Source organism: Streptomyces sp. NPDC005752 (genome assembly GCF_040630715.1).
Taxonomy (GTDB): Bacteria; Actinomycetota; Actinomycetes; order Streptomycetales; family Streptomycetaceae; genus Streptomyces.
Genome location: NZ_JBEXYB010000004.1, coordinates 200,461 through 220,232, shown reverse-complemented (window position 1 = coordinate 220,232; position 19,772 = coordinate 200,461). Strand labels below are relative to the sequence as shown.

At 70.8% G+C, this 19,772-nt stretch carries 24 protein-coding genes; 8 read left to right on the top strand and 16 right to left on the bottom strand.

Annotated elements, in window-relative coordinates; translation table 11 throughout:
* Positions 1–73: 73 nt before the first annotated feature.
* Positions 74–1,351, top strand: coding sequence for a thymidine phosphorylase (locus tag ABZ441_RS05500; RefSeq protein ID WP_358968713.1), 1,278 nt, complete (start codon positions 74–76; stop codon positions 1,349–1,351).
* 31 nt (positions 1,352–1,382) lie between these two features.
* On the opposite strand, the gene ABZ441_RS05495 is transcribed toward ABZ441_RS05500, so the two are convergent.
* Entirely contained in the window at positions 1,383–1,775 is a 393-nt protein-coding gene (locus tag ABZ441_RS05495) for a PIN domain-containing protein (RefSeq protein WP_358968710.1), read from the bottom strand.
* The gene (locus tag ABZ441_RS05490; protein ID WP_358968708.1) at positions 1,772–2,044 is read right to left on the bottom strand and encodes a hypothetical protein; all 273 of its coding nucleotides are present in this window, start codon (positions 2,042–2,044) and stop codon (positions 1,772–1,774) included. Before ABZ441_RS05490 ends, ABZ441_RS05495 begins: the two co-directional genes overlap by 4 nt.
* Positions 2,045–2,105: 61 nt before the next feature.
* Here ABZ441_RS05490 and ABZ441_RS05485 point away from each other — a divergent pair, with 61 nt between their 5' ends.
* Positions 2,106–2,450, top strand: a complete 345-nt coding sequence (locus ABZ441_RS05485; protein ID WP_358968705.1) for an STAS domain-containing protein — start codon at positions 2,106–2,108, stop codon at positions 2,448–2,450.
* 24 nt (positions 2,451–2,474) lie between these two features.
* Here ABZ441_RS05485 and ABZ441_RS05480 read toward each other — a convergent pair whose 3' ends face one another.
* The 4 genes from ABZ441_RS05480 to ABZ441_RS05465 form a co-directional block, all read right to left on the bottom strand.
* On the bottom strand, positions 2,475–2,792 hold the full coding sequence (locus ABZ441_RS05480; protein WP_358968702.1) for a hypothetical protein: 318 nt from the start codon (positions 2,790–2,792) through the stop codon (positions 2,475–2,477).
* Complete coding sequence (locus tag ABZ441_RS05475) at positions 2,789–3,778, bottom strand: sigma-70 family RNA polymerase sigma factor (protein WP_358968700.1); 990 nt, start codon at positions 3,776–3,778, stop codon at positions 2,789–2,791. The genes ABZ441_RS05480 and ABZ441_RS05475 overlap by 4 nt, the downstream gene beginning before the upstream one ends.
* A 97-nt stretch (positions 3,779–3,875) precedes the next feature.
* On the bottom strand, positions 3,876–4,592 hold the full coding sequence (locus tag ABZ441_RS05470; RefSeq protein WP_358968698.1) for a L,D-transpeptidase: 717 nt from the start codon (positions 4,590–4,592) through the stop codon (positions 3,876–3,878).
* Positions 4,593–4,681: 89 nt separating this feature from the next.
* Positions 4,682–5,989 carry an MFS transporter gene (locus ABZ441_RS05465; RefSeq protein WP_358968695.1) on the bottom strand — a complete coding sequence of 436 codons (1,308 nt, stop codon included), beginning with the start codon at positions 5,987–5,989 and terminating at the stop codon, positions 4,682–4,684.
* A 62-nt stretch (positions 5,990–6,051) separates the two neighbouring features.
* Between ABZ441_RS05465 and ABZ441_RS05460 the strand changes: the two genes are divergently transcribed.
* Positions 6,052–7,005 (top strand): LysR family transcriptional regulator, encoded by a 954-nt coding sequence (locus tag ABZ441_RS05460; protein ID WP_358968692.1) that lies wholly within the window; start codon positions 6,052–6,054, stop codon positions 7,003–7,005.
* 16 nt (positions 7,006–7,021) lie between these two features.
* Here the strand turns inward: ABZ441_RS05460 and ABZ441_RS05455 are convergent, their stop codons facing one another.
* Complete coding sequence (locus ABZ441_RS05455; protein ID WP_358968689.1) at positions 7,022–7,780, bottom strand: alpha/beta hydrolase; 759 nt, start codon at positions 7,778–7,780, stop codon at positions 7,022–7,024.
* A 103-nt stretch (positions 7,781–7,883) separates the two neighbouring features.
* On the opposite strand from ABZ441_RS05455, the gene ABZ441_RS05450 reads away from it, so the two are divergent.
* The gene (locus ABZ441_RS05450) at positions 7,884–9,038 is read left to right on the top strand and encodes an adenosine deaminase (RefSeq protein ID WP_358968686.1); all 1,155 of its coding nucleotides are present in this window, start codon (positions 7,884–7,886) and stop codon (positions 9,036–9,038) included.
* A 135-nt stretch (positions 9,039–9,173) separates the two neighbouring features.
* Entirely contained in the window at positions 9,174–9,482 is a 309-nt protein-coding gene (locus tag ABZ441_RS05445) for a hypothetical protein (RefSeq protein WP_358968684.1), read from the top strand.
* 77 nt (positions 9,483–9,559) lie between these two features.
* Here ABZ441_RS05445 and ABZ441_RS05440 read toward each other — a convergent pair whose 3' ends face one another.
* From ABZ441_RS05440 to afsQ1, 5 genes are all read right to left on the bottom strand, one after another.
* On the bottom strand, positions 9,560–9,763 hold the full coding sequence (locus ABZ441_RS05440; protein ID WP_358968682.1) for a PspC domain-containing protein: 204 nt from the start codon (positions 9,761–9,763) through the stop codon (positions 9,560–9,562).
* A 91-nt stretch (positions 9,764–9,854) separates the two neighbouring features.
* Positions 9,855–10,430: a VanZ family protein gene (locus ABZ441_RS05435; RefSeq protein ID WP_358968679.1), complete on the bottom strand. Its 576-nt coding sequence runs from the start codon at positions 10,428–10,430 to the stop codon at positions 9,855–9,857.
* A gap of 70 nt (positions 10,431–10,500) precedes the next feature.
* Positions 10,501–11,148, bottom strand: a complete 648-nt coding sequence (locus ABZ441_RS05430) for a hypothetical protein (RefSeq protein WP_358968676.1) — start codon at positions 11,146–11,148, stop codon at positions 10,501–10,503.
* Entirely contained in the window at positions 11,145–12,677 is a 1,533-nt protein-coding gene (locus tag ABZ441_RS05425; protein ID WP_358968673.1) for a HAMP domain-containing sensor histidine kinase, read from the bottom strand. Before ABZ441_RS05425 ends, ABZ441_RS05430 begins: the two co-directional genes overlap by 4 nt.
* The gene (gene afsQ1 / locus ABZ441_RS05420) at positions 12,674–13,351 is read right to left on the bottom strand and encodes a two-component system response regulator AfsQ1 (RefSeq protein ID WP_205018753.1); all 678 of its coding nucleotides are present in this window, start codon (positions 13,349–13,351) and stop codon (positions 12,674–12,676) included. Before afsQ1 ends, ABZ441_RS05425 begins: the two co-directional genes overlap by 4 nt.
* Positions 13,352–13,567: 216 nt before the next feature.
* Between afsQ1 and ABZ441_RS05415 the strand changes: the two genes are divergently transcribed.
* Positions 13,568–14,314: a SigE family RNA polymerase sigma factor gene (locus ABZ441_RS05415; RefSeq protein WP_358968670.1), complete on the top strand. Its 747-nt coding sequence runs from the start codon at positions 13,568–13,570 to the stop codon at positions 14,312–14,314.
* A gap of 157 nt (positions 14,315–14,471) precedes the next feature.
* Here ABZ441_RS05415 and ABZ441_RS05410 read toward each other — a convergent pair whose 3' ends face one another.
* Positions 14,472–15,236, bottom strand: a complete 765-nt coding sequence (locus ABZ441_RS05410) for an SDR family NAD(P)-dependent oxidoreductase (protein ID WP_358968667.1) — start codon at positions 15,234–15,236, stop codon at positions 14,472–14,474.
* Between the two features lie 101 nt (positions 15,237–15,337).
* On the opposite strand from ABZ441_RS05410, the gene ABZ441_RS05405 reads away from it, so the two are divergent.
* Positions 15,338–16,186 (top strand): helix-turn-helix transcriptional regulator, encoded by an 849-nt coding sequence (locus ABZ441_RS05405; protein ID WP_358968665.1) that lies wholly within the window; start codon positions 15,338–15,340, stop codon positions 16,184–16,186.
* Here the strand turns inward: ABZ441_RS05405 and ABZ441_RS05400 are convergent.
* A complete protein-coding gene (locus tag ABZ441_RS05400; RefSeq protein WP_358968662.1) occupies positions 16,183–16,887 on the bottom strand; it encodes a uridine kinase in 705 nt (234 codons plus the stop codon). The genes ABZ441_RS05405 and ABZ441_RS05400 overlap by 4 nt on opposite strands.
* A 63-nt stretch (positions 16,888–16,950) precedes the next feature.
* Here ABZ441_RS05400 and ABZ441_RS05395 point away from each other — a divergent pair, with 63 nt between their 5' ends.
* The gene (locus ABZ441_RS05395) at positions 16,951–17,376 is read left to right on the top strand and encodes a hypothetical protein (protein WP_358968659.1); all 426 of its coding nucleotides are present in this window, start codon (positions 16,951–16,953) and stop codon (positions 17,374–17,376) included.
* 66 nt (positions 17,377–17,442) lie between these two features.
* Here the strand turns inward: ABZ441_RS05395 and ABZ441_RS05390 are convergent, their stop codons facing one another.
* Together ABZ441_RS05390 and ABZ441_RS05385 are read right to left on the bottom strand one after the other, a co-directional pair.
* The gene (locus ABZ441_RS05390) at positions 17,443–18,339 is read right to left on the bottom strand and encodes an aldehyde dehydrogenase family protein (protein ID WP_358968657.1); all 897 of its coding nucleotides are present in this window, start codon (positions 18,337–18,339) and stop codon (positions 17,443–17,445) included.
* Positions 18,332–19,768 carry an aldehyde dehydrogenase family protein gene (locus tag ABZ441_RS05385; protein WP_358968654.1) on the bottom strand — a complete coding sequence of 479 codons (1,437 nt, stop codon included), beginning with the start codon at positions 19,766–19,768 and terminating at the stop codon, positions 18,332–18,334. The genes ABZ441_RS05390 and ABZ441_RS05385 overlap by 8 nt, the downstream gene beginning before the upstream one ends.
* Positions 19,769–19,772 lie beyond the last annotated feature (4 nt).

Sequence of the window (19,772 nt, the reverse complement as noted above, 5' to 3'; positions counted from 1 at the left end):
AACGTTTTCTCTCTATGCGCGTAGAGTCAACGGGACTCTCGCCTACCCCTCCGGCCGGAAGGACTCCCCTCCCATGGACGCCATCTCCGTCATCCGCACCAAGCGGGACCGGGGCGAGCTCAGCCCCGAGCAGATCGACTGGGTGATCGACGCGTACACGCGCGGCGAGGTCGCCGACGAGCAGATGTCCGCGCTGGCCATGGCGATCCTGCTCAACGGCATGAACCGCACCGAGATCGCCCGCTGGACCGCCGCGATGATCGCGTCCGGCGAGCGGATGGACTTCGGCGCGCTCTCCCGCCCCACTACCGACAAGCACTCCACCGGTGGCGTCGGCGACAAGATCACCCTGCCGCTCGCCCCGCTGGTCGCCGCCTGCGGTGCCGCGGTGCCGCAGCTGAGCGGCCGGGGCCTCGGCCACACCGGCGGCACGCTCGACAAGCTGGAGTCCATCCCCGGCTGGCGAGCCCACATCTCCAACGCCGAGATGCTCGACGTCCTCGACACCACCGGCGCCGTGATCTGCGCGGCGGGCGACGGTCTCGCCCCCGCCGACAAGAAGCTGTACGCGCTGCGCGACGTCACCGGCACCGTCGAGGCGATCCCGCTCATCGCCAGCTCGATCATGTCCAAGAAGATCGCCGAGGGCACCGGCGCGCTCGTCCTGGACGTCAAGGTCGGCTCCGGCGCCTTCATGAAGACCATCGAGGACGCCCGCGAACTGGCCTCCACCATGGTCGCGCTGGGCACGGACAGCGGCGTCCGCACGGTCGCCCTGCTCACCGACATGGCGACCCCGCTCGGCCTGACCGCGGGCAACGCCCTGGAGGTCCGCGAATCGGTCGAGGTCCTCGCCGGCGGCGGCCCCAAGGACGTCATCGACCTGACGCTCGCGCTGGCCCGCGAGATGCTCGACGCGGCCGGGCTCAAGGACGCCGACCCGGAGAAGGCCCTGGCCGACGGCTCCGCCATGGACGTCTGGCGCCGCATGATCTCCGCGCAGGGAGGCGACCCGGACGCCGAACTCCCCGTCGCCCGCGAGCAGCACGTGATCAGCGCCCCGTCCTCGGGCGTCCTGACCCGCCTCGACGCGTACGACGTCGGCGTCGCCGCCTGGCGCCTCGGCGCGGGCCGCGCGCGCAAGGAGGACCCGGTGCAGGCGGGCGCGGGCGTCGAACTGCACGCCAAGCCGGGCGACACGGTGGCCGAGGGGCAGCCGCTGATGACCCTGCACACGGACACCCCCGAGAAGTTCGAGTACGCCCTCAAGGCGCTCCCCGGCTCGTACGAGATCGCCCCGTCGGGCACCTCCTTCACCGCCACGCCGGTGGTGCGGGAACGTATCGCGTAAGCGCCGGAAGCCGGGTTCCGCGATCCGAGGATCAGATCTGGACGACGCGGATGCTCGGGTTGCACAGCATCCGTAGGTCCTCGGGGTCCGAAGTCAGAACGGTTACCGGTGCGGGTGAGGCCAGTGCGGTGGCGACCACGAGTGCGTCCAGGGCGTATTTGTGGCCGTGCAGCCCCGCCGCAGCGAGCAGCCTGCTGGCGTGGCGGGCGATCGCTTCGACGGGCGGGACGACGTTGACGCGTGAGACGGCGTAGTCGAATCGCGCCTGGCTGGTCCTGGGATCGCGTGCTTCGACAAGCGTGACGGAGCTGGTGACGACCCGGATGTCTTCGGTTTCGGCTGCCGCCAGCCACTCGGTGAGTTCGGGCGTTCGCCGCACGAGCTTGGACAGACCTTCGCAGTCCAGGACGAGTGTGCCACTCACGCGGCGTCGGCCGAGTCGGCGCTGTTCCCGCGCAGGACCGCTCGCTTGGCGTCGACCGCGGCTCGGTCCACCGGTCCATGGTTGGATTCCGCGTCCTCGATGAGCTCTCGCAACCGGTCTCGCTCCAACTGCCGTTGAATCAGCGCTTCGACGTACGCGGACATGCCGCGCTTGCCCGTCTGCGCCTTGAGGGCTGCGATGGTGCCTTCGTGGAGTGAGACGGATACCGGCCGGACGGGTCCTTCGCCGGGACCGGGGGAGATGACCATGGCGCCAGATTAACAAAACACTTGTTATTCGGCGAGTCGGTGATGCCGGACACCCGCGGCGATGAGTTTTCGGCGCGCCGGCGGTCAATGTGGTGTGGATGCCCCGACACCGAACGCCCTCGTCCTCACCGGCCGCGTCACCCGCGCCGATGTGCCGGACCTCTGTGCCCGGCTGGAGGCGCTGCTGACCGGCGCCCCCGGGGCCGCCGTCGTGGACTGCGACGTGGGCGGTGTCGTACGCCCCGATCTGGCCCTCGTCGAGGCGATGGCGCGGCTGGGACTCGTCGCCCGCCGGGCCGGGAGCGTAGAACTGCGGCTGCTCAACGTCCCGGCCGAACTCGGGGCGCTGCTGGATCTGGTGGGGCTGACCGATGTGGTGCCGAACATCCGGCCGGCCCAGGCGTGACCGGTGCTCAGCCGGGACCGTTGCTCAGTCGGCCCTGGCACTGTCGCGTGCCGTGGTGCGGACGCAGAAGACCCCCTGCACGTATCCGGCCCTGTATTCCTCCGGAACCTTCGCGAGCAGCAACGGGTCGGCGGTCGCCGAGAGCGCCGGGGAAGCCGTCGGGGTCGAGCAGGAGCCGCCCTCCGGCTGCGGCCCCGGCTCGGGGTTGTCCTCCCCGACCCCGGCGGCGGGGGCCGGGTCCGGGCCCGCCGTGGCGGACGGCTCGCCCAGCCACAGCGTCGCCGCCCAGCCACCCACCGCCAGCAAGACCCAGCCCGTCACCACGGGCCGCCCGATCCTCATACGGTGTCGGCCTCCAGGTGGTCCGGAAGCCCGAACAGCGGGAACCAGCGCGGGGTGTCCAGGAAGCAGTGCATCCCGGTGATGGCACCGTCCGAGATGTCGATGACCTGGATCGCCCACGGCACGTAGCCCGGCCCGTCCGGATTCGGCTTGTAGTGCGCGAAGGCCGGGGTCCCGTTGGACTCGGTCGCCACCAGCCGGGAACCGGCACAGCTCGCCCCGATGCTGAGCATGAAGCCCGTGATGTCGTCGTGCCCCTGCAGCCAGAGATCGAACGGCGGCATGGTCATCACGGCGTCCTCATGGAGCAGAGCCGTCAGCGCCGCCATGTCGTACCCCTCGAACGCCGCCACATAGCGGTCCAGCAGCTTGCGCTGCTCGTCGTCCAGTGGATTCGCGGTGTCGGGTGCCGAGTTGTCCGTGTCCGACAGCGTCGCACGCGCACGCTGCAGCGCGCTGTTGACCGACGCGACCGAGGTGTCGAGCAGCTCGGCGACCTCGCTCGCCTTCCATGCCAGGACCTCGCGGAGGATCAGCACCGCACGCTGCTTGGGCGGCAGATGCTGGAGGGCGGCCACGAACGCGAGCCGCACCGACTCCCTGGCCACGGCGGCCTCGGCCGGGTCCGCCACCGACGGCAGGATGCGGCCGTCCGGCATCGGCTCCAGCCAGGTGTTCTCCGGAAGAGGGTTGAGCGCCGCCTGGGCCAGCGGTGTCGGTCCGCTCAGGTCGACCGGCCTGGCGCGCTTCTTGCTCGCGTTCAGCATGTCCAGGCAGACGTTCGTCGCGATGCGGTACAGCCAGGAGCGCAGGGAGGAACGGCCCTCGAACTTGTCGAAGTTGCGCCAGGCACGCACCAGCGTGTCCTGGACCGCGTCCTCCGCCTCGAAGGCCGAGCCGAGCATCCGGTAGCAGTACCCGGTCAGCTCGACCCGGTGTCCCTCCAGACGGCTGTCGACGTCCGTCGTCGCTGTCTGATCACTCATCGCTCCACCCCTGTTGCGCTGTGACACCGCTCACTCAGCACTGTGGAAGCTACAGCAGGCCACCGACAACGGGGGCGGGAAGCGCGGAAACCGCTGCTCAGGTACCGGGCTTGCGTCCGTAGACGAAGACGTCGTCGCCGTTCTTCAAGAGGTTCCAGTACGACTTCGCGTCCGAGGGGCGCATGTTGACGCAGCCCGCGGATCCCGGGTTGTTGTACATGGACTTGGTGACCGAGTGGAACGCCTGCCCGCCGTCGAAGAACTGGGCGTACGGCATGCTGACGTCGTAGAGCGTCGACCAGTGGTCGATGTTGCGCCAGTAGATCTTCCTGGCGCCGGTCCGCGTCTCGTCGCCGTTGCGTCCCGTGCGCACCGGCACCGGGCCGAACTTCAGCTTGGACCCGTCCTGGATCCAGCTCAGCTGCCTCGTCAGGTCCACACAGGCGATGCGCCCCTTGTTCGTGGGGCACTTCTTCGCCGCGTTGGGCGTCTTGCCCGCCGCCTTCTGCGCGGTGATCGTCTTCATCGTGCGCCAGGTGACCGGCCCCGCGTACCCGATGTCGGGTGTGATGCCCCTGTCGGTCTGGAACGACCGGATCGCCTTGCAGTCGGCCGACGACTGACGACCGTCGGCCGTCCGCCCCAGCCACTTCTCGACCTGCTTCTGGTACGGGCCCTTGGACGCCGTGCAGGACGCCGCCTGGGCAGCTGTCCCCGTGCTCAGGACCAGGGCCGGAGCGGCCACCAGCCCTACGACGGACAGGACGGCGCCGCGCCGCACCCGTACGCCGCTCATCTTCCCCATGATCTCCATGTACGCCTGCTCCCCTTCGCGTTCGCCCGCGGTGTGTGACTCCGCTTGTTGGACGCGCGTGGGGGAGCTGCGGTTGTGCCGGGAAGGTCTCAGTTGTGCACCGGTGCCGGGGACCCGGCGCGGAGCCGCTCGGTCCGCGCGGCCCGGGTCCCGAAGAGAGTGATCGACAGGACACCGAGGACCGCCAGGACACCCAGCACGACCGTGCCGGCCCAGCCGCCCGCGTGGAAGGCGACCGCCCCGAGCGTGCCGCCCGCGCTGGAGCCCAGGTAGTACGCGGACTGGTACAGCGCCGACGCCTGGGCCCGTCCCGACGTCGCCGTGCGGCTCACCGACGACGAGGCGACCGCGTGCCCGGCGAAGAAGCCCGCCGTGATCAGGACGAGGCCGGCCAGGACGGCGGCGAGCTGGTCGGCCAGGGAGAGCAGCAGGCCCGCCGCGGTGGTGGAGACGGCGAGGTAGAGCGCTCCGCGGCGCCCCAGCCGGGCGACCAGCCGGCCCGCGGCGGCGGACGAGAGCGTGCCGACGAGATAGACCAGGAAGACCGAGCCGACGATGCCCTGCGGGAGGCTGAAGGGCTCCTCGACGAGCCGGTAGCCGATCACGGTGTAGACCGCGCCGAACACCGTCATGAACAGGGCGCCGATCGCGTACAGACGGCGCAGCAGCGGGTTGGAGAGGTGTCCCGTGACCGTCTTCGCGAGGGCCTTCGGGTTGAGCGAGGCGGGGCTGAAGTGCCGGGCCTTGGGGATCATGAAGTGGAAGACGACCGCGCAGGCCACGGCGAGCAGCCCGATCGCGCCGAGCGCCATCCGCCAGCCCCACAGCTGGGCGACCCAGCCGGCGAGGATGCGGCCGCTCATACCCCCGATGCTGTTGCCCGCCACGAACAGCCCGATCGCGGCCACCAGCGCCTTGGGCCGCACCTCCTCGGCCAGGTAGGCCATCGCGGAGGCCGGCAGTCCGGCGAGCGCCGCGCCCTGGACCGCGCGCAGCGCGATCAGCCAGCCGAGCGACGGGGCGAAGGGGACGAGCAGCCCGATCACCACGGCGACCGCCAGGGAGGCCGTCATCATCTGGCGCCGCCCGAAGCGCTCGGAGAGCGCGCTCAGCGGCAGGACGCACAGGGCCAGCGCACCGGTCGCCGCCGAGACCGTCCAGCTCGCCTGGCCAGCCGTCGCGCCGAAGGACGCGGAGACGGCGGGCAGCAGGGCCTGGGTGGAATAGAGGAGGGCGAAGGTCGCGATCCCCGCGGCGAAGAGCGCGAAGCTCATCCGGCGGTAACCGGGACCGCCCGGTGTGAGGCGTTCGGGGGCTGCGGGGGAGACGGCGGCGGGAGAGGACGGAACGGCGGCGTCCAGCACGACGGTGGACGCCCCGGTACTGGCAGGAGGCATACGTCGAACGTAGACCGCACGGTTTCATGCGTCCAATGCATGAAACCCTCATAATCGTTCCCATGGCGCATCAATACAGCTCACAGCCTCGGCTGTCACCGAGCAGTTACGAAGAAGACATCCGGGCCGTACTCGCGCCACGTCTCGCGTACTTCGAGGCGGTGGCCCGCCACGAGCACGTCACCCGCGCCGCCCACGAGCTGGGTGTCCCCCAGTCGACGCTGTCGCGGGCCATGGTGAGGCTCGAACAGGACCTCGGCGTCGCACTGTTCGCGCGCCGGGGCCGCACCGTCTCGCTCACCCCCGCCGGCCGCACCTTCCTCGGCTCCGTCGAACGCGCGCTGGCGGAGGTGGAGAAGGCGGCCGACTCGGTCCGCGCCGACGCCGACCCCACGGCGGGCAAGGTCGCCTTCGGCTTCCTGCACACCATGGGCTCCGAGACCGTGCCCGCCCTGATCCGCGCCTTCCGCGCCGACCACCCCCGGGTCCGCTTCCAGCTCGTCCAGAACTACGGCGAGGCGATGATCGAACGCCTGCGGGCGGGCGGCCTCGACCTCTGCCTCACCTCGCCCGTCCCCGACGCCCCGGACCTCGTCGCCATGCGCCTGGACGAGCAGCGGCTGCGCCTGGTGGTCCCCGACGACCACCGGCTGGCGGGCCGCCGCCGGATCCGCCTCGCCGAGGCCGCCGACGAAACGTTCGTCACCCTCGAACCCGGTTACGGGCTGCGGCGGATCACCGACGACCTCTGCGCCGAGGCCGGCTTCACCCCACGGATCGCGTTCGAGGGCGAGGAGGCGGAGACCCTGCGCGGTCTGGTCGCGGCCGGGCTCGGGGTGGCGCTCCTGCCGCCGCCCGCCGTCGCACGCCCCGGCGTGGTCGAGCTGACGGTGACGGCGCCGCGCGCGGCGCGCGAGATCGGGGTCGCCTGGCTGGACGGCCACCCCGACACACCACCGGTGGCCGCCTTCAAGCGCTTCCTGCTGTCGCGCCGGGGGAGCCTGCTGCCGGACTGATCAGGCAATCGCCGCCTCAGTGCCTCAGCGACCGCCCGAACCCCGCCGCCAGCGGCATCCGCAGCCCAAGCGGCGGGGGAGCGGCGAACGCGTCGGCGACCGGGCGGGCGTAGGGCCGTGCGAACAGCGAGCCCCGGATGAAGTCGGAGGCGAGTGCCACCACTTCGGACCGGTGCTGGCGCAGCGCGTTCCCGTCCGAGTGGACCTCGAAGCGGCAGGTGTGCCGGTTGGCCTTCTTGGCGCGTTCGGCCAGCCGGTAGGAGAGCTCCGGATGCGTCCGGGCGTCGTTCGTGCCGTGCACGATCAGGATCCGGCGTCCCGCCAGGTGCCTCACCGGTTCGGGGTCCGGCCGCGCGCCCTCCGGAAGCCAGGGGGCCATCGCCAGTGCGGAGTTGACGGCCTCGTGCCCGGCTCCGCGCAGGGCGGCCCGGCCTCCCATGCCGTGCCCGACGAGGCACACGGGGATGTCGCCGTACCGGCGCTGGACCTCGTCGGCCGCCCAGTGGGCGTCGGCCGCCGGGTCCGCGTCGGCGTTCCAGCCCCGGGTGCGGTAGCGCACCACGTGCACCGCGAGCCCGTCCTCCCGGCCGGCGCGGGCCAGAGCCCGTGCGAACGGCAGCTGTGCCGCGTAGGAGAGGGTGGAGGGACGGCGCCGGGAGTCGGTCTCGCCGTCCGGGAGCAGCAGGACGACGCCGCTGACCTCGGGTGCTGCTCCGGCCGTGAGGACGGCCCGTCCCAGCCTGGCTTCAGGCAGGGGAAGTGCGCGCTGTGCCATGACAGAACAGTGTCAGAAGGGCACGTGTATTCCATCTGGCTTCGCGGTCACTGTTACGTATCGGCACTCGGCAATCTACGCGCGTAGGCGCTAGAGTGCCCGAATGACGAGCCAGACCCCGAATGTCCCCGGTCCCGACCAGATCCGCCGCGCGCCCAAGGTGCTGCTGCACGACCATCTCGACGGCGGCCTGCGCCCCGGCACGATCGTCGAACTGGCCCGGGCCCAGGGCTACGACGCGCTCCCCGAGACCGAGCCGGACAGGCTCGGCAACTGGTTCCGCGAGGCGGCCGATTCCGGTTCGCTGGAGCGCTACCTGGAGACCTTCGCCCACACCTGCGCGGTCATGCAGACCCGGGACGCGCTGTTCCGGGTGGCGGCGGAGTGCGCGGAGGACCTCGCCGAGGACGGTGTCGTCTACGCCGAGGTGCGCTACGCGCCCGAGCAGCACCTGACGGCGGGTCTTTCACTCGAAGAGGTCGTCGAGGCGGTCAACGACGGTTTCCGTGAGGGTGAGCGCAGGGCCCGTGCGAACGGCCACCGCATCCGCGTCGGCGCCCTCCTCACCGCGATGCGGCACGCCGCCCGCGCCCTGGAGATCGCCGAACTCGCCAACCGCTACCGCGACCTGGGTGTGGTCGGCTTCGACATCGCGGGCGCCGAGGCGGGCTACCCCCCCACCCGTCACCTGGACGCCTTCGAGTACCTCAAGCGCGAGAACAACCACTTCACCATCCACGCCGGTGAGGCCTTCGGCCTGCCGTCGATCTGGCAGGCCCTGCAGTGGTGCGGTGCGGACCGGCTCGGCCACGGCGTCCGCATCATCGACGACATCGAGGTCGCCGAGGACGGCGGCGTGACGCTGGGGCGTCTCGCCTCCTACGTGCGCGACAAGCGGATCCCGCTGGAACTCTGCCCGACCTCCAACCTCCAGACCGGGGCGGCGGCCTCCTACGCCGAGCACCCCATCGGGCTGCTGCGGAAGCTGCATTTCCGCGCCACCGTGAACACGGACAACCGGCTGATGAGCGGTACGAGCATGAGCCGGGAATTCGAGCGGCTGATCGAGACATTCGGATACACGCTCGATGACATGCAGTGGTTCACAGTCAATGCGATGAAATCAGCGTTCATTCCTTTCGATGAACGTCTGGCGATGATCAACGACGTCGTCAAGCCCGGGTACGCGGAGCTGAAATCCGAGTGGCTCTTTGATCAGATGGCTGTGACCAGCGGCTCTTCGTCCGTCGCGGGCTGATCGGACGGAAAGGGAAACGGCCGGGAGGAGCGGGATCCCGGCCGTTTTCCGTGTCCCGGCATGTTTGCGGGAGTGGTGCGCGGCTGACTACGTTGCAGAGCCGCTCACATCCCTCTCCCCAAGGATGAATTTCACATGAAGCAGTCTGCTGTCAGGACCCTCGGTGTCGCCGCTCTCGGCGCCGCTTTCGCCGCCGCCGGCGCGGGCAGTGCCTCCGCAGTCGCCGTGCCCGTCGACGCCGTGGCCGGTGCCCTGCCCGCCGGTATCGCGCTCGACTCCGTCACCGCCGACGCCCTGCCCGCCGTGCAGAAGGCGGCAGGTGGACTTCTCGACCAGCAGCAGCACCAGCAGCGCGGCAGCAGTGCCCTCTCGGCGCCCGGCTCCAACCTGCTCGGCGGCCTGCCCGCCGGCGGCCTGACCGGCGTCCTGCCGCTCGGCGGCTGATCACCGCGCACGCATGTGGGGCGCGTACCCGGACCGGGTACGCGCCCCACAGCTTTCCCCCCGTGTGGTCCCGACGGTCACCAGGCCGTCGCGGTCGGGCTCTTCTCCGACGGCAACAGCACCCACAGCGCCAGGTAGAGCAGGAACTGCGGGCCGGGGAGCAGACACGACACCAGGAAGATGACGCGCATCGTCCCTGCGGAGGTGCCGAAGCGCCGTGCCAGCGCTGCGCACACCCCACCGATCATGCGTCCCTCGCTGGGGCGGACAAGTGCGGCCATGGTGGGCTCCTTCGCGAACGGTTCCGTGGAGCAGCTCCGTCGTGCTCCCTGTCCTTCCATAGTGGATCCGCGAGGGGTACAAAGCATCGCTCTACGGTGCGATACCGACCCTGGTAATCGTCGGGGTCGCCCCCTGAGAGACCTCACCCCTGTACGAGCGGGCCCCGCTTCCGATCCGCGACAGGTCACCGGCCCCCGCCCGGTTGCCCCGGCGCAGCCGTGACCGCGACAGCGGGACGACCAGCAGATGGGCCAGCGCGACGCCCGCGGTGTTCAGGAGCAGCGAGTCGACGTCGACGACCTGGCCGGGCACCCCCGTCTGCGCCAGTTCGATGGCCATCGAGATCAGCGCTCCGGCCGCGACCGTGCGGGCCAGCGAGGCCCATGGGGAGACCAGCAGCCTGCCGCCCGCCATCGGCAGCAGTACGCCGAGCGGCGCCAGCAGGAGCAGGCCCTCACCGATGCGGCGCACCGCCTCGGCCGGGCCGAGGGCCAGGTCCGCCCTGATCCCGGCGAAAGGCTGAAGGTTCGCGGCCGTCACCCAGGGCACGTCCAGCGGGCGCAGTGTCAGCCAGCTGACGAACAGCAGATGCGCGAGGAGGAGGAATACCCCCGCCGCGCGGAAGCGGATGACGGCCGGACCGTCCGAACTGTGACGCACGTCCACCAAGACGCCACGACCGGCAGGATCGGTTCCGTCCGGTTCCTGAGAGGCTCTGTGACGAGCAGCACGGACCTCAGGACAGCTTGACGGCACCCAGCGTGGGCACCTCGCCGAGCCGGGTCTTCGTCTCCGTCGTGCAGAGGTAGCCCCGCGGGGTGTAGTTCCCCGGCCCGCCGAGCAGCACCGACCCCCCGGAACCGAGCGACTCGCTCTCCGCGTACGAGCACACCACCTGCGCGAGCGCCTCCGCCGGGAGGTCGTCCGGCTGCTCACTGAGGCGAAGGGTGCCCTCCGGGTCCCCTTCGCGGGCTTCGGCGACCCGCAGCCCCGCCGGCACGTCGGTGGAGAAACCGGCCCGCCGCTCGTCGGCGCCCGGGGCGCGTTGCAGCTCGCTCAGGAGCGCCTGAGCGATCAGGAGGGGATCGGACCCCCACTCGTCGACCCCGACCGTGCGCTCCACCGTCGCCAGCTGTGAGGCGCAGACCAGGTAGATCCGCACGGAGGCGCTCTCCGGCGGCTGCGCGGTCGCCTGTGCCGACGTCGTCCGGCACGGCATCCGCGACGGCGCCGCACCCGCGTCGACCGGCACCGAGGTGCTGCGGATGCCGCAGCCGGCGGCCAGCGCCGCACAGGCCGCGACGGCGGCCAGCGCGGCGGCGGTCCTGCCGGTTCGCCTCCGTCCCTTGCGCGGGGTGCCGTACACCCGGTCGCTGCGCGTCACTTCTCGTCGCCCTCCTCGTTCCGGTCGGGATCGTCGCCGTCCGGCTCGCCGGTCAGCTTCTCCGCGTCCCGGGGGAGCCGCAGCACGAACACCGCGCCTTCGCCGTCCGGAAGATTCGAGGCCGTGATGTCACCGCCGTGGATGTGGGCGTTCTCCACCGCGATGGACAGCCCGAGACCGCTGCCCTCGGAACGCGGGCGGGAGGCACTCGCCTTGTAGAAGCGGTCGAACACGTGCGGCAGGACCTCTTCGGGGATGCCCGGGCCGTGGTCGCGCACCTCGATGACCAGCTCGTCCTCGTCGGTCCGTACGGACACCCGCACCGGTGATCCACCGTGCTTGAGGGCGTTGCCGATCAGATTCGCCAGGATCACGTCGAGCCGACGCGGATCCAGCCGCACCATGATGCCGCGCTCCGCGTCCAGATCGACCGCGTCCAGCCAGGCACGGGCGTCGATGCAGGCGGTCACCTGGTCGGCGACGTCGACCGTGTCCAGGACGAGGCGGGCCGTACCGGCGTCGAAGCGGGTGACCTCCATGAGGTTCTCGACCAGGTCGTTCAGCCGCCGGGTCTCGCTCACCACCAGGTGCACGGCCGGAGCGATCATCGGATCGAGGCTGTCCGCCTCGTCCTCCAGGATCTCGGCGACCGCCGTGATCGCGGTCAGCGGGGTGCGCAGTTCGTGCGACATGTCGGCGACGAACCGTCGGCTCGACTCCTCCCGCGCGCTCATGTCCGCGACCTTCTTCTCCAGGGAGCTCGCGGCCTTGTTGAACGTGTGGGAAAGGTCGGCGAGTTCATCGGTTCCGGACACCACGAGACGGGTGTCGAGCTTGCCCTCGCCGAGCTTCCGGGCCGCGTCGCCGAGGCGCTGCACAGGGCGCAGCACGGTCGTCGCCGAGGCCTGGGCGAGGAGCGCCGAGCCGACGAGGGCCAGTGCGGTGGCGATGCCCAGGGACCACGCCAGCGAACTGAGGTCCTCGCGCTCCTGGTCGAGCGACTGCAGCATGTATCCGGCCGGACCACCGCCGATGATCTTCGTACCGGCCACCAGGTACGGGGTGTTGCCCAGCGTCGTACGCTGCCAGAAGAGGTGGTACTCGAAGGTGTTGGCCGACGTCAGCGGCTGCTTCTTGTTCACCTGCTTCTGCAGCGAGGCGGGCACGTCGGCCTTGGTGAAGGAGTCGAGATCCGAAGAGCCCGTGACGGGTTTGCCCTCGTGGGTGCCGATCAGCAGCACGTGATAGCCCGGGCCGCTGCTGGCCATCTGCTCGGCGGCGTCCCGCAGGTCGACCGCCGTCGGGTGCAGCGGCAGCGAGGCCGCCCGGTTCTGCATCTGACGGCGGAAGTCGCCGAGCGCCGTGTCCTGCGTACGCGTCAGGACGGCCTCACGGTTGAGCCAGTAGGCGATGCCCGACGCGGACACCGCGGCCGTCAGCGCCACCAGCGCGAACACGATCAGCAGCCGCAGCCGCAGGCTGGTCCAGCGAAGACCCGCGACTATGGAACGCTTCGCGGAATCGCTCACTGAGGCGAGTCCAGCCGGTAGCCCACACCGCGCACGGTACGGATCAGGGTCGGCGAGGACGGCACGTCCTCCACCTTCGCCCGCAGCCGCTGCACACAGGCGTCCACCAGCCGTGAGTCACCCAGGTAGTCGTGTTCCCACACGAGGCGCAGCAACTGCTGCCGGGACAGGGCCTGTCCGGGCCGCCGGCTCAGTTCGAGCAGGAGCCGCAGCTCGGTCGGCGTGAGCTGCAGGTCCTCTCCGTTCTTCGTGACGGTCATCGCCGAACGGTCGATGACGACGGTCCCGAACGTGGCCGAGTCGGTGGACTCCCTCTCCCCGCGGCGCAGGACCGCGCGGATGCGGGCATCGAGCACCCGGCCCTGCACGGGTTTCACCACATAGTCGTCCGCGCCGGACTCCAGTCCCACCACGACGTCGATGTCGTCGCTGCGCGCGGTCAGCAGAATGATCGGCAGCTGGTCGGTACGCCGGATACGCCGGCACACCTCGAAACCGTCGATCCCGGGCAGCATCACATCCAGCACAACCAGGTCCGGCCGCTGCTCCCTGAGCAGCTCCAGACCGTCCTCTCCCGTCGCCGCGGTGGCCACACGGTGGCCCTGGCGTGACAGTGAGAGTTCGAGGGCCGTGCGGATGGCGTCATCGTCCTCGATCAGCAACAGGAAAGGCACGGGGGTCATTCTGGCCCATGGTGGTGCCACGTTTCGACAATCCCCCCGACTTGATCCGCCCGGCCGGTCCGCGACCCCCCTGGCCCGATCCGCCCGGCCGGTCCGCCGACATGCCCTGTGACAGCTCTGTGACAGTCGGGGGACAGGGTCATGAAACTGCCCCGGCAAGCTCAATGGCACACGGAACGAACGGACTCCACCGATGGGGGGCGCCACATGAACGCACTGCACAGCACCACCTCAAGCGCAGTTGTCACGCGCCTCCACGACATCGGGCGGAGCACGGAGAAGTCCGGCGCCGGAGCGCGGGGGTGTGTTCGCGGCGCCGGGCGTCAGCACTCGTCGCACCTGACGATGGTTGACGCGACCACGGGGGGCAACGGGGGAGACGCGTACAGGGAGGCCACGGGGGCGCACACGGTCCCGGCGCAGGCCGAGGACGCCGAAACGGCGTTCACGGCCTACGTCCAGGAGCGCCGCGCCTCCCTGTACGCGACCGCCTACCACCTGACCGGCGACCGGTTCGAGGCCGAGGACCTGCTGCAGAGCGCGCTGTTCTCGACGTACCGGGCGTGGGACAGGATCAGCGACAAGGCCGCTGTCGGCGGATACCTCCGCCGCACCATGACCAACCTGCACATCAGCGCGTGGCGCAGGCGCAAGCTCAACGAATACCCGACCGAGGAGCTGCCGGAGACGGTGGGCGACACGGACGCGATGCGGGGCACCGAACTGCGCGCGGTCCTCTGGCAGGCGCTCGCGCGGCTGCCGGAACTCCAGCGCACGATGCTGGTGCTCCGCTACTACGAGGGCCGCACGGACCCGGAGATCGCGTCCATCCTCGACATCAGTGTCGGCACGGTGAAGTCGAGCATCTGGCGGTCGCTCCGCCGGCTGCGTGAGGACGAGGTCCTCAGCTTCGGCCGTGACGAGGAGGAGTCCTTCGGCGAGCTGGTGGCCTGAGGTCTACGGGGGAACGGGGGAAGGGCCGCGGCTTCGGGGGAGGCGGCGGCACGGGGGTGGTACGCAGCGGGGGCGGACAGGCCGGGGGGTCCTGTCCGCCCCCGTCGCGTTGCCCTCGCCAGGGGCGGCAGCGGCCCCGGGAACCCGCGGTGCCCGGCTACCTCCCGTTCGTCGCGGAGCCGTTGAGCGTCTCGACGACCTGGTCGTAGTCGCCGCGGGCCTCGCCGTAGCGCAGGAACTTCACGCGCTCGACCTGGATCTCCCTGGCGTCGGGCTGCGCCTCGATCAGGCCGACGACCTCCGCGACGAACTCGTCGAGCGGCATGGCGTGCTCGCTCTCCTCCTGCCCCGGCAGTAGTGCGGTGCGGACGGCCGGCGGTTCGAGTTCCACGATCCGCACCGAGGTGTCGGCCAACTGCAGCCGGACGGACTCGCTGAGCATGTGGATGGCGGCTTTCGACGCGTTGTAGCTCGGCGTGATCCTGAGCGGTGCGAACGCCAGGCCGGAGGAGACGGTCATCACGGTGGCGTCCGGCTGCGCCTGCAGATGTTCGATGAACGCCGCGATGAGCCGGATCGGGCCGAGCACGTTCGTCGTCACCGTGGACTCTGCCGAGGCGAGGAACGAGGTGGGACTTCGCCAGTCCTCGGCGTGCATCACACCGGCCATGGTGACGAGGACGTTGAGATCCGGATGGTCGGCCAGTACCTGCTTCGCGGCGGAGGCGATGCTCGCGGCGTCCGCGGTGTCGATCCGCACCGTGTCGATGCCGGGGTGCTCGGCCGCGATCCGCGCCAGCAGCTCGGTACGGCGGCCGCCGACGATGACGGTGTTCCCCCTGGCCTTCAGCTCCAGGGCGAGGGCGAGACCGATGCCGCTGGTGGAGCCGGGGATGAAGACGGTGTTTCCGGAGATGTTCATGTTCCGATCGTCGCCGGTCCGCCGCCACGGGTGCAGAGACCGGTTATCGGGGGATCGGCGATCCCTGGCTCGCCCGCCGGCACCGGACGATAATCGATCCCATGGACCGAGCAGCACTGGCCGACTTCCTGCGCCGCCGTCGCGAGGCGCTTCAGCCGGAGGACGTCGCGCTTCCCCCGGGCGCACGACGGCGGACCCGTGGTCTGCGGCGGGAGGAGGTCGCGTCCCTCGCCGTCATGTCGACCGACTACTACACGCGGCTGGAGCAGCGACGCGGTCCGCAGCCCAGCGGGCACATGCTGGCCTCGCTGGCCCGGGCGCTACGGCTGACGGGCGACGAGCGCGACTACCTGTACCGGATCGCCGGCCACAACGCGCCGGCGTCGCCCTCGGCCCCGCCGCACGTCGCCCCCGCACTGCTGCGGGTGCTGGACCGCCTCGGTGACACCCCGGCGCTCATCCTGACCGAACTGGGCGAGACGCTGGTGCAGAACGCGATGGCCACCGCCCTCTTCGGGGACGCGTCGAGACACACGGGCCTCGCCCGCAGCGCGATCTACCGCTGGTTCACCGATCCCGAGGAGCGGTCGGTCTATCCCGAGTCCGACCGCGACCGGCAGAGCCGCGCCCAGGTCGCGAGCCTTCGCGCCGCCCATGGGCTGCGAGGCCCGCGGTCGCGGGCGGGTGAGCTCGTACGCACCCTGCAGAAGGCGAACGAGGAGTTCGCCGCGCTGTGGGCCCGGCACGAGGTCGCGCAACGCTTCGAGGACCACAAGACGCTCATCCACCGCGAACTCGGCCCGATCGAGCTGGACTGCCAGGCGCTGTTCACCGAGGACCAGTCCCAGACCCTGCTCGTACTCACCGCTCCGCCGCGGACGGAGGCCCACGAGAAACTGCAGCTGCTCGCCGTGCTCGGGCCGACCCGCTTCACGGGGGCGGAACGCTAGTTGGGAACCTTCTTCCGGGGTGTACGGCAGCGTCCCGCCGCAGCGGCCGCCAGCCGGCCCAGCGCCTCCTGCTTGCCGCAGGGATACGCGCCCAGGGCCGCGTGGCGGGCCACGATGCCCCGCTCGGCCCGCATCAGCCGCCATCCGCGCCGGAGCAGGAACGGCACCGACTTCCGGCCTTCCCGCAGGTCCCGCACCAGCCGCCGCCGGAACGTCGTGGACGGCCGGCCGCGCAGGCACAGCGCGTCCGCGAGCAGGCCCAGCTCCTGGCAGCGCTCCACGATGTCCGCAGCGAAGATGCCCTCGGCGATGAAGAGGGGCGTGCGTTCGATGTCGAGTGACTCGCGGCCGGTCCGGGAGCTCGTGGCGATGTCGTACAGGGGGACGGACGTACGGCCCGTCCGGCACAGCTCCGCTATGGCCGTGACAGCCCCGTCCGCGTCCCAGGACAGGGCGGAGTCCCAGTCGATGTCCGCGCTGCCGGTGACCAGAGGCAGTGTCGGATCGTTTCTCTCCTTGTAGAAGTCGTCCAGGCGCAGCACCGGGAGACCGCTGCGTGCCGCGAGGGAGGACTTGCCGGAGCCGGACGGACCGGCGAGCAGCACGACGCGCGTGGGGATCGGTTGGGAACTCACAGAACAGAAGTGTGAGGCATTGACCCGCGTAGGGGACCCCCGGGAGGTCCTGTTGGTATCGAGCATCACACCTCAACTACTCTGCGCGCACGGATGATTACCCGACACGTCCCGATCAGGTGGGAAAACATGGCACGTCATGCACTGTCCAAGCCCCGGAAGAGCGCTCTGCTGCGCGCCGGTCTGACCCTCACCGCGCTGGGCGCGGCCCTCGGTGCGGGAGGTACGGCGGCCCAGGCCGCGCCGCTGCCGGCTCCGCCCGCGACGGGCTCGGACACCGCGGACAGCACCCTGGGGGCGGTCGGCGAAGCGGCGGCACCCGCGCTGACCAGCGCGCTCGGCTACGGGCTCGCCGGGGCCGTCAAGCCCGTCACCGACCTCCAGCTCGACCCGCTGGCCGGGACGGGCGTGGACCCCCTGGACAACGCGGTGGGCACGCAGGTCGCCGACTTCAAGCCCGTGACCACGGCCGTGGTCACCGACCCGCTGACCAGCGGTGCCGCGCTCGGTGATCTGCCCGTCGTGGGAGAGGCGACCGGTCTGATCACCGGCTGATCCCGCCCCGCGCACGCGTGTGGGGCCGCCCGGAAGGCGGCCCCACGGCGTGTCGGCGGCCAGTCGTCAGTACGAGGAGCCGGAGGCTCCCAGGGCGCCCGTCGGGTGCCAGACCGTCTTGGTCTCCAGGAACGCCGTCAGGCGCCGGGTGCCGGGATCGGCGGACCAGTCACCCGTGTCCACAGCCTGTGGACGGAGGGTGCGCTTCAGGTTGTCCGCCGCCGCGACCTCCAGGTCCTTCGCGAGGCCGGCGTCGGCCCCCGTGAGGTCGATCGCGTTGACGTCCTGGTGCGACGCCAGGGGCGCGGCCAGCTCGGCCGTCCTCCCCGACAGGATGTTCACCACGCCGCCCGGCAGGTCCGACGTGGCCAGCACCTCGCCCAGCGAGAGCGCGGGCAGCGGCGCGTCGGCCGAGGCGATGACGACCGCGGTGTTGCCCGTGGCGATCACCGGGGCGATCACGGACACCAGGCCCAGGAACGACGACTCCTGCGGGGCCAGGACGGCGACGACACCCGTCGGCTCCGGGGTGGACAGGTTGAAGAAGGGCCCCGCGACCGGGTTCGCCCCGCCCACGACCTGGCCGATCTTGTCCGTCCAGCCCGCGTACCAGACCCAGCGGTCGACCGCCGCGTCGACGACCGCCGCCGCCTTGGACTTCGACAGCCCCTCGGCGTCCGCCACCTCGCGCACGAACTGCTCCCGGCGGCCCTCCAGCATCTCGGCGACGCGGTACAGGATCTGGCCGCGGTTGTACGCGGTCGCTCCCGACCAGCCGCCGAACGCCTTGCGCGCGGCGACGACCGCGTCACGCGCGTCCTTCCGGGAGGACTGCGGCGCGTTCGCCAGCCACTTGCCCTTGGAGTCGGTCACCTCGTACACCCGGCCGCTCTCGGAGCGGGGGAACTTGCCCCCGACGTACAGCTTGTAGGTCTTGAAGACGCTGAGTCGCCCGTCAGACATCGAGGTAGGCCTCCAGACCGTGACGGCCGCCCTCGCGGCCGAAGCCCGACTCCTTGTATCCGCCGAACGGCGAGGTCGGGTCGAACTTGTTGAACGTGTTGGCCCACACCACGCCGGCGCGGAGCCTGTTCGCCACCGCGAGGATGCGGGAGCCCTTCTCCGTCCAGATGCCGGCCGAGAGGCCGTACTGGGTGTTGTTGGCCTTGGCGACGGCCTCGTCCGGCGTACGGAAGGTCAGCACCGACAGCACGGGGCCGAAGATCTCGTCGCGGGCGACGGTGTGCGCCTGCGTGACACCGGTGAAGAGGGTCGGTGCGAACCAGTATCCGGAGGACGGCAGTTCACACGGTGCGGACCACCGCTCGGCGCCCTCCGACTCACCGGTCTCGACGAGCGCGCTGATCCTGGCGAGCTGCTCCGCGGAGTTGATCGCGCCGATGTCCGTGTTCTTGTCCAGCGGATCACCGAGCCGCAGCGTGGACAGCCTGCGCTTGAGCGCGTGCAGCACCTCGTCGTGGACGGACTCCTGCACGAGGAGCCGGGAGCCCGCGCAGCAGACCTGGCCCTGGTTGAAGAAGATGCCGGTGACGATGCCCTCGACGGCCTGGTCGACCGGCGCGTCGTCGAAGACGATGTTGGCACCCTTGCCGCCGAGTTCGAGCGTGGCCTTCTTGTCCGTACCGGCGATCTGCCGGGCGATGGCCTTGCCGACGGCGGTGGAGCCGGTGAAGGCGACCTTGTTCACGTCGGGGTGCGAGACGAGCGCCTCGCCTGCGTCGCCGTACCCGGTCAGGATGTTGACGACACCCCTGGGCAGCCCGGCCTGGCGGCAGATGTCGGCGAAGAACAGCGCGGACAGCGGAGTCGTCTCCGCCGGCTTCAGCACCACGGTGTTACCGGTGGCGAGCGCCGGGGCGATCTTCCAGGCCAGCATGAGCAGCGGGAAGTTCCACGGGATGATCTGGCCGGCCACGCCCAGGGGACGCGGGTTCGCGCCGTACCCGGCGTGGTCCAGCTTGTCGGCCCAGCCCGCGTAGTAGAAGAAGTGCGCGGCGACCAGCGGGAGGTCCGCGTCGCGGGTCTCCCGGATCGGTTTGCCGTTGTCCAGGGTCTCCAGGACGGCCAGCTCGCGCGAGCGCTCCTGGATGATCCTGGCGATGCGGAAGAGGTACTTGGCGCGCTCGGAGCCTGGCAGCGCCGACCACTTCTCGAACGCCTTACGAGCCGCCTTCACCGCCCGGTCCACGTCCTCGGTGCCCGCGCGCGCGACCTCCGAGAGAACCTCCTCGGTCGAGGGGCTGACCGTCTTGAACACCTTGCCGTCGGCGGCCTCGGTGAACTCGCCGTCGATGAACAGGCCGTACGAGGGTGTGATGTCGACGACGGAGCGGGACTCCGGAGCCGGTGCGTAGTCGAATGCAGATGCCATGGCG